This window comes from Nocardia sp. NBC_01329, from assembly GCF_035956715.1.
GTDB lineage: Bacteria > Actinomycetota > Actinomycetes > Mycobacteriales > Mycobacteriaceae > Nocardia.
On record NZ_CP108381.1, the window covers coordinates 2,503,084 to 2,509,809 of the forward strand.

A 6,726-nucleotide genomic window follows, 5' to 3' on the forward strand; every position below is an offset into this window, starting at 1 on the left:
CTCGCTCCACCGCTAGGTCGCTACCCCGAAGCCGCCGGCGTTGTCCTCGTCCATCTGGACCAGCTGATCGGTCTGCCAACGCAAGGCAGCGGCCAGTTTCCGGATCTCGTGGACTCCGCGAGTGGCGGCGTCGTCGTACGAGGAAGCGACTCCCCGGAGGGTGTCCGCCGCGCGCACCGATACTTCGTCTACGCCGGCCGGTTCGACAGCCAGCGCGGGCAGGTTCACGCGCAGTGTGTCCTCGAGCCGGGCCGCTAAGGCGTCCAGCTCGGTGCCGGCCCGCCGGACCTCGGGCGGATCGAATTCCATGCCGATCTCCTGTCAGAGGGTCAGTGCCTTGTCCGGTGAATCGCCGCTCACCGGTTCGGACACACGCTCGGCCGTGCCGATGACCGGCAGCGACACTCCTTCGATAGCGCCTACTACCTCGTTGCCGTGGTCCGCGTTGATCAGATCGGCGCGCGCGCCGTCGGTCGTCGAGGATTCACCGCCGCGGGCCAGTCCGGCGCCGGCCATGCCTCCGCCCATCGGCATCGCGCTCCCGGAATTGCGCGTCGTACTGCCGTTCGCCGCGGAGGACGGTGCAGTTCCGGAAGTCCCGGCGCTGCCGCCCAAGCTGCCGGCGGCGGCTTTCGTTCCGGAATAGGGCGTAAGCGGTGGTGCCGGTGTTCCCGCGACGCCCAACGCGCCCCCGCCCACGACGGCGCCTCCGGGGGACCCGTGGCCGCCGGACCGGATCGCGGAGTCGGCGCGGTCGTGTTCCGCGATCGACTTCGCCGGATGCAATGTCTCCTGCAACCGGGCGACCGATTGAGCGCCGGACGAGACCGCGCCCGCCAGGGTCGGCAGGATCTGCATCAACTGCGAGACGACCTGCATCGGATCTACGTTCTTGGGCGCGTTGGTGACCGGAACCTTCTCACCGGTAGCCATCATCTTCGCGCTCTCCGCGCTCAGTTCAGTACGGGTCTTCACGGTCACCGCGGTCGCCTCGGCCAGGGTTTCCGTGGTGGCCGCCAGCAGGAAAACCTGTCCGGCGCCCGTCGTCAGGAACGGAGTCGCAGCCGCGACGGAAGCCATGTATTTGGCCACGATCGCCGCCATCAGGGTGGCTCCGGTGAAGACCGACGTCGTCGCCGTCGCAGTACCGGCCGCGGTGCCGGCGCTCTGGCCGGCGATCGCCGCGCCGTCACGCTGCGCTTCGGCCGCCTTGTTCGATGCCTCTGTCGCGGCCATCCCCTGCCACAATGTCATCGCGACCTGCACTGCGGACAAGCCCAGTTGCATCGAGGTCTGTAGGACAGACGAGATCTGCGAGAACACCTGCGACGGATCAGGACCCGCATCCGCGCCGAATTGCCCGGTGCCGAAACTACTGGCCAGATCGGTGATCGGCTTCGTCAGCAGCGAAAGGTCCAGCGCCGGAAGCGGTGGGAGTTCCGGCATGGAGATCTGCGCGGGCAGTTGCGGCAGCGGACCCAACCCCATATCCGCGAGAACAGCGTCGACCGGCCGGTCCAACGCGGGGCCGGCCGCGCTCTTGCGCAGTAGATCCAGCACTGTTTGGTCGATCGGTCCGGTCATGCCAGTCTGCCGATGGCTCCGAACTCGGTGACTGCGGCCTCTTCGGTCAGTTCGTAGGCGGTAGCGCCCTCCCATGAGGTCAACGCGGTCGCGGCGTGCACGGCGGCCAGTTCGTTGACCGACATCAGGTTGTTGGCCTGTGCGTATGCGAAAGCCGCCAGGAAATCTTGACCGATCAGGCCGAATACCGGGACCGCGGCCGCGATGAGCGCTGCCTGGTTCGTGGCCCCGACCGTCGCCGTCTCCACCGCCATGGATGCGGACGCGTCGCCGTATCCACGAACGATATGGGATTCCGCTGCAAGATCAGTCATCAGGACCCCTAACGGCCAGGAGGTGAACATTCGCTCAGCAAAACTACCCAACACGATGACTGTCGACAGTCGGGAACTTACCTCCGGTGGGAAGACTGTTGTGACCTGCGGGATCTCGGCGCTCAGTAGCCGGACTCGCCGCCCGGCATCGACTCCGCGAGTTCGGTGTTGAATGCCTGCACCAGTTCGCCGCGCCGGACGATCGCGAGATGCGCGGCCCGGCCGGCCGTGGCGACGACCACCGACTCGAACTCGGCGGGCGACAATTTCGAGATCTCCGTCGAGAGAACCAGATCCACCAGTGCCCCGTTGCCGTCCACCTCGGCGGTGACGGCACCGTCGGGCGAGGTCTCCCGGACCCGTATCCCGGTGAGCCGGTCTCCCAGGTCACGCATCATGTTCAGCTGCCGGTACACCCGCGCCTCCAGCGCGTCCATCGCCTCGCTCATATGGACCTCAGCCAACTCTGCGGTTCGTAACCGTGCTCGGATTCCTCGATGTACTCGTCGCGCGCGACGTCCTCCGGCTTCGGCAGACCGGTCAGCGCGAGCATCTCACTGCTCAATCCGGCCGCCTCCAGTTCGGCTCGGCGTGCCAGGCCCGCCCTGTTGGCGGCCTGTTTGCACAGGCGCAGGATTTCCCCGGCCAGATCAGCCGGTGTCCGGCGCAACTGGTCCGGCTCGATCCCGATTCTGATCGGCAGCCCCTGCTCGGTGGTCTCCACCGAGATCGAGCCGCTTCTCGACGCAGCTGTTGTCATAGCACCCCGTCCACTCGTTGTTTGCGCGGAACTCTACGGCGGCCATCGCACCGCTTCTCACTTCTCGCCGTCAGCCCTGCCACTGGCGGGAAGAGAACCAGAGCGATCGGCTCCGGTCCATGCCAGGATATTCCGGTTGGGTGAGGAAGCGTCGGGAGCTACACATGGGTGCGATCGATGTCTTCTGGTTGCCGCGGAGACATAGTCGGAGGCGAGGATGCTAGACGAACCGGACGGTGGAAGGCCGGTCCAGCGCATCGGCCCGATCGTGCCGGCCACGGACAACAATCCGTGGAAGGACGTCGCGAAGCAGGTGGCGGCCGGCGATATCGTATTCGAGCCTATCGCGGCACAGACAGCCGCCGAGGAATGTGTCGAGGCCATCAGTAGGGTCCTGGGCCTCGAGAAGACCATCGCCGGAATGGACACACTCAAGGAGCTGAGCTATCTGCCCTCCGGTGGACTGCTGGCTACTCAATTCAACAACACTCTCCAGGGCCTGAACACAGTACTGGGCAGCCACAAGTCGGTACTCACCGAAATGCTGCACACGTTCAAAGAAGCCGGTAAGAAGTACATCGATACCGAACTCGATTCGGCGTGGGGATTCGATAAGCAGACCCGCGAAGCCATGAAGAACAGCTTGGACGGCGTCAAAGTCAGACCTGCGGACGGCGCGAAAGACTTCTCCACGAAGGCGCCGCAGCTCGGGAAGGACTGGAAGGGGCCGAAGACCGGCCATCAGGATGATGATGGAGAGGTCACCCCCGGCGGCGTGCGGGATTTCACCAACACACTGGATACCAAGGAATTGCGATCCGTCGGCCTCGACGAGGTCAAGCCCCAGGATCTCGTCCGCCCGGCCAGCTACCCCGACCGGATGTTCGACAACTTGGGCTCGAACCAGACCCAGCCGGAGTCGTTGTGGCAGGCGCAACTGGAGACCGGGCCGAATCCAGAGAACCCCGGGATGGCATTGTGGAACGAGCTTTACAAGCTCGGTAAATCTACGGAGAAGGCGATCAAACCGGTACACCACGCCGGGAAGATGTGGGACTGGATGGCCGGCGAAATGGACGACGCCGTCGGCCAATTCGCCGAGAAGCTGACGAAGATGCCCGAAACCCTCTGGAAAGGCGAAGGGGCCGACGCCGCGATCGGCGCGGTGAAGAACTACCACACGAAGGCCGACGACCTCACCTCCCGGATGAAGTCGTTCGGGTCCAATCTGAATTACGCCTCGAAGTGGCTGGCCAATACCCACAAAGGCATGCCTACCGAGGAGCACCCACCGAAGCCAGTTTCTGTAGACGGTCATGCGACCGATTTGCTCGGCGGTGGCGGAAGCACCGAGGTCACAGAGAGCGATGCGGCGAACGACGCCCAGAACGCCAGGGCCCTCGCGATCTACCGGCAGAACATGGAAAACAACTATGTTCAGGGTGTTCAAACTTCATCCCAGTACATTCCGGCGTTGAATGAACTGCCCGCCACCTCGGCGAAGAAGCCAGGCGACAGTAAACCCGGCAAAGATGACGAAAAAACCGGCCAGGGCGGCGGGACGGGCCCCGGCTACACCGGCGGAACCGGACCCGGCTACACCGGCGGCGCAGGCCCCGGCCTCACGGGCGGCGCGGGCCCCGGCCTCACGGGCGGCGCGGGTCCCGCATATACCGGCGCCGGTAATGGCACGAGCGGGAACGACCCGTATGCCACATCACGCCCGGCGCCGACGCCCGTCGACTACAAAATCAGCGGTCTCGACCCCTCCCAGGTCGACTCCGGAACCGACCCGTCGCTCATCAACCCGGCCGGGGCCGGGGCCAACGGGCTCGGTGAAGCGGTCGGTCTGGGACAACAGGGTCTGAGCGGTTTACAGTCCGCGGCACAGGAGGCGGCTCGAGCCGCGGCGCAGGACGCCGCCATGCGCTCCATGCCGAATATGCCCGGCCTCGGCGACCCCGCCCGTTCCGGTACACCGAGCGGACTCGGCGGCGCCCGAGCGGGCGGTGTGGGCGGGGGCGCGGGCGGTTCGAGCCCGGCAGCCCCCCTGGTGCGAGCCGAGACGGAAGCCTCGCGCCTGTTCCCCCGAGCCAGCCTCGCGGGTCCGGCGGCTTCGTCGGCCGCCCGGATGAGCATGCCCGCCGGCGGGATGCCGATGGGCGGAACCCCCGGCACGCCGGGCGCGGGCGCGGGCGGTAACCAGGGGCAGCAGGAGAAGGACCACAAACGTCCCACCTACCTCAATTCCAAAGAGCATCTGGAGGACGCGCTCGGTGAGGCGCGCACCGTGACCAGGGCTGTCGTCGAAAAATGACCCGCACCTGGAAATTCACCGACCTCGAATTCTTTGTGGCCTGGGAGAGTGCGCAGGCCGATATCCTGCCCGCGCCGTTCGTGTTCACCAGCCGCACCCCGCTGTATTACGACCACCAGCGGGAGAAGCGGGCGATCCGGGAACAGTTGCGCAGTACCCTCGACCCGGGTTTCGACCGGGTGTTGGATATCGTCGCGCGGCCCGATATCCGCATCGAGATGCACGGTTGGGGTCGGGACCACGAGGACCCCGACAGTCAGATCCGGCTTCTCGGGGTCCGCCGTGGCAACGACGGATACCTGCTGAAACAACTGCCGGGCGAAACGGCGTGGCACAGCGGCGGCTATATCGTCACCGAATACTCACCGCTGGACCTGGCCGCCGCACTCACGGCCGAACTGCCCGAGGTCGCCGCGGGTACGCGCGGCGAAACCGTGCTCGCGCGCCGCTCCGGCGATCCCGATGTGGACTACACCTACGGGCGTTCGGTCGTCCACGACTCCTTCGACGACACTGTCGAACAGCGAACCGCCGGATTCCTCGACGCACCGACCAGCGGCCAGGGCATGATCACTATCAGCCAGGGCATTTCCCGGTTCGGCCCCCGCGGAGTGGTCCGGATCCGAATACACTGGCGGGATCTCGACAACGACGGCCGTTACGCGATCACCCTCGGACCTGCGCCGACTGCTCTGCCCGTGGAAACGAAACAACTCACCGCACAGTTGAACAGCGGCATCGCGGAGGTCATATCGGCGATCCGGGACCAGCGGCGCTGACCAGACCGGCTACGCGCAGCTGTGCCGCCGGGGCATGATCGCCATTCGCACGTCGTTCTCCGATTCGGCCCGCGCAGGTTTGGTCCGGATCCGACTACCGGCGAGATCTCCGTGGTCACGCGCCTCATGCCGTCCTCCGTTGCGCCCTCTTCTCCTGACCGGCGATCGGGCACAACAGGATTCGTGCTATCGGCTTCTGCCGTCTCGTCCTGGCCGGAAACCGAGAAGTCCGGTCGATTCGTCGAGTCGAAGGCCGCGCGCAATCGAGTAGCCGCAGCAGCAGCCAATCGATCGACCTCTTCCGGCGTGGACTCCATATCAAGAAGTTCTGCCACTTCGTCCCGCGGCATACCTTCCACAAGGCGCAGCATCACCACCTCCATCGCAACGTCCCGATCGGGCAGGTCCGACAGCGCTCCTCGGATGGTCTCTATGAACTTCTCGTCGTCGAAGCCGGGATCGGTGTCAGGGTCGGCCGGCCCTGGGTCACCGACGATGTCGTGCAGGCTCCTTCCGGAATCGTTCACAGCGTCCAAAGACACCACCCGCTTGCGCATGCGCGACAGGCCGGCGGTCATATACGACCAAGCAAGGGAAGCAAAGCCAGTGCCAGGGATGATATGTCGGGTCGCCGCATAAAGTAATTCACGACCGCGCTCCACGAACTGTTCGCTTTCCTATTCACCCCAGCGTGCGGTCGCCTCCCTCCGCGACTCAGAGATGCGCTTCGACCACTCGTTCGCGAGCAGCCGCCTCTTCCGGTGAATCGACCCGCTGCCGGACATATCCGGCCGCCTCGTCGTGGTTCGTGAACAGCGGAGTGTCACTACCGATTTCGAGCGCATGCCGAGCCTTCTGCCACAGGGAATACCGGTGGAAATCGGCTTCGTCCGGGAACGGCGGTAGTGGAACATACCGGGCGCGTCACCGTACGGTTCCTGCCACCGCACCCGAGTATCCAGATCCTGCAGG

At 65.5% G+C, this 6,726-nt stretch carries 7 protein-coding genes; 2 read left to right on the forward strand and 5 right to left on the reverse strand.

Translation table 11 applies throughout. The features are described 5' to 3' along the window. Nucleotides 1–12: 12 nt before the first annotated feature. From OG405_RS11680 to OG405_RS11700, 5 genes are all read right to left on the reverse strand, one after another. On the reverse strand, nucleotides 13–309 hold the full coding sequence (locus OG405_RS11680) for a PE family protein (RefSeq protein WP_327151649.1): 297 nt from the start codon (nucleotides 307–309) through the stop codon (nucleotides 13–15). Between the two features lie 12 nt (nucleotides 310–321). After that, a complete protein-coding gene (locus OG405_RS11685) occupies nucleotides 322–1,584 on the reverse strand; it encodes a hypothetical protein (protein ID WP_327151650.1) in 1,263 nt (420 codons plus the stop codon). Further along, entirely contained in the window at nucleotides 1,581–1,838 is a 258-nt protein-coding gene (locus OG405_RS11690; RefSeq protein WP_442790748.1) for a hypothetical protein, read from the reverse strand. The genes OG405_RS11685 and OG405_RS11690 overlap by 4 nt, the downstream gene beginning before the upstream one ends. Before the next feature lie 182 nt (nucleotides 1,839–2,020). Then, nucleotides 2,021–2,347 carry a YbaB/EbfC family nucleoid-associated protein gene (locus OG405_RS11695; protein WP_327151652.1) on the reverse strand — a complete coding sequence of 109 codons (327 nt, stop codon included), beginning with the start codon at nucleotides 2,345–2,347 and terminating at the stop codon, nucleotides 2,021–2,023. Beyond that, nucleotides 2,344–2,658: a hypothetical protein gene (locus OG405_RS11700; RefSeq protein ID WP_327151653.1), complete on the reverse strand. Its 315-nt coding sequence runs from the start codon at nucleotides 2,656–2,658 to the stop codon at nucleotides 2,344–2,346. Before OG405_RS11700 ends, OG405_RS11695 begins: the two co-directional genes overlap by 4 nt. A gap of 268 nt (nucleotides 2,659–2,926) precedes the next feature. On the opposite strand from OG405_RS11700, the gene OG405_RS11705 reads away from it, so the two are divergent. Further along, a complete protein-coding gene (locus tag OG405_RS11705) occupies nucleotides 2,927–4,975 on the forward strand; it encodes a hypothetical protein (RefSeq protein ID WP_327151654.1) in 2,049 nt (682 codons plus the stop codon). Continuing rightward, a complete protein-coding gene (locus tag OG405_RS11710) occupies nucleotides 4,972–5,754 on the forward strand; it encodes an ESX secretion-associated protein EspG (protein ID WP_327151655.1) in 783 nt (260 codons plus the stop codon). Before OG405_RS11705 ends, OG405_RS11710 begins: the two co-directional genes overlap by 4 nt. Nucleotides 5,755–6,726 lie beyond the last annotated feature (972 nt).

What these genes read in the sequence shown, in the direction of transcription:
- OG405_RS11680 (WP_327151649.1), bottom strand. Translation starts at nt 309, where the DNA reads ATGGAATTCGATCCGCCCGAGGTCCGGCGGGCCGGCACCGAGCTGGAC.
- OG405_RS11685 (WP_327151650.1), bottom strand. Translation starts at nt 1,584, where the DNA reads ATGACCGGACCGATCGACCAAACAGTGCTGGATCTACTGCGCAAGAGC.
- OG405_RS11690 (WP_442790748.1), bottom strand. Translation starts at nt 1,838, where the DNA reads ATGGCGGTGGAGACGGCGACGGTCGGGGCCACGAACCAGGCAGCGCTC.
- OG405_RS11695 (WP_327151652.1), bottom strand. Translation starts at nt 2,347, where the DNA reads ATGAGCGAGGCGATGGACGCGCTGGAGGCGCGGGTGTACCGGCAGCTG.
- OG405_RS11700 (WP_327151653.1), bottom strand. Translation starts at nt 2,658, where the DNA reads ATGACAACAGCTGCGTCGAGAAGCGGCTCGATCTCGGTGGAGACCACC.
- OG405_RS11710 (WP_327151655.1), top strand. Translation starts at nt 4,972, where the DNA reads ATGACCCGCACCTGGAAATTCACCGACCTCGAATTCTTTGTGGCCTGG.